This is a genomic window from Streptomyces alboflavus, assembly GCF_000716675.1.
Taxonomy (GTDB): domain Bacteria; phylum Actinomycetota; class Actinomycetes; order Streptomycetales; family Streptomycetaceae; genus Streptomyces; species Streptomyces alboflavus.
The window spans coordinates 1-1,559 of sequence record NZ_JNXT01000135.1 but is presented as its reverse complement, the minus strand read 5'-3'; the positions used below and the strand labels follow the sequence as shown (position 1 = coordinate 1,559).

Genomic DNA, 1,559 nt, shown 5'->3' with positions numbered 1-1,559 from the left:
CCCCCACGGCACACCCGGCGAACGCATGTACCGCACCGGCGACATCGCCACCTGGACACCACAAGGCCACCTCACCTACCACGGCCGCACCGACACCCAGGTGAAGATCCGCGGCTTCCGCATCGAACCCAGCGAGGTCGAGGCGGTACTGACCCGGCACGACGCCGTCGCGCAGGCCGTGGTCGTCGCCCGCGACAGCACGGAGTTCGGCAAGCAACTCATCGCCTACGTCATACCCACCGACCCCACCACCACCGAACCCACCCCCACCGAACTACGCACCTACCTCGCCCAACACCTCCCCGACCACATGCTGCCCGCCTCCCTCATGACCATCGCCGAGCTGCCGCTGACGGCGAACGGGAAGCTGGACCGCAGGGCGTTGCCTGTGCCGGACTTCGCGGCGGTGGCGACGGGACGGGCTCCGCGCACCCCGCAGGAAGAGCTGCTGTGCGGCCTGTTCGCCGAGGTCCTCGGCCTGGACCGCGTCGGCATCGACGACAACTTCTTCGACCTCGGCGGCCACTCCCTGCTCGCGACGCGGCTGGTCAGCCGGGTGCGGGCGGTGCTCGGCGTAGAGCTCCCGATCCGGGTCGTCTTCAGCGCCCCGACCGTCGTGGAACTGGCGGACCACCTGGCGCAGGGCACTCGGGTGCGTCCGCCGCTGACGCGCGTCAGCCCGCGCCCCGAGCGGGTGCCGCTGTCCTTCGCCCAGCGCCGCCTGTGGTTCATCGACCGGTTCGAGGGCTCCTCGGCCACCTACAACGCGCCGTTCCCGCTGCGGTTGACGGGTGCGCTCGACACCGACGCCCTGCTCGGGGCGGTGCGGGACGTGGTGGCCCGGCACGAGAGCCTGCGGACCGTCTTCGCCGAGGACGAGGACGGCGTGCCCTTCCAGCGGGTCCTGCCCGCGCACGAGGCCCGCTTGGACGTTCCGGTCCTGGACGTCGCACCGGCCGGCCTGGAGCGCGCGATCGTGGACCTCATGTCCCACCGCTTCGACCTGTCCGCCGAGATCCCGGTCAGGGCGGTGCTCCTGCGCCTGGGCGCGGAGGACCACGTGCTGGTGTGGCTGGTGCACCACATCGCGTGCGACGGCGCTTCGCTGGCCCCGATGGCCCGCGACCTCAACACCGCCTACACCGCCCGCCTCGCGGACGGATCCCCGCAGTGGGAGGAACTGCCCGCCCAGTACGTCGACTACACCCTCTGGCAGCGCGACCTCCTCGGCGACGACAACGACCCCGACAGCCTCCTGTCCACCCAAGTCGCCTACTGGCGCGAGGAACTGGCCGATCTTCCGCAACCCCTCCACCTGCCCACCGACCGGCCCCGCCCCACCGAAGCCAGCCACCGCGGCGACTCGCTGGAATTCACCCTCGATCCGCAGCTGGCCACCGCCATCGGCGAGCTCGCCCGTACACACGGAGCGACTTCCTCGATGGTCCTTGAGGCAGCCCTGGCCGTCCTCCTGCACGGCCTCGGCGCCGGCGACGACATCACCATCGGCTCCCCCATCGCCAACCGCACCGACGACAACCTCACCGACCTCGTCGGCT

General features: G+C 71.3%; 1 protein-coding gene. It reads left to right on the top strand.

What is annotated here, in order from left to right; genetic code table 11:
• The coding region (locus tag OO63_RS41045) for a condensation domain-containing protein (protein WP_033264987.1) at window positions 1-1,559 on the top strand (1,559 nt) is incomplete at both ends.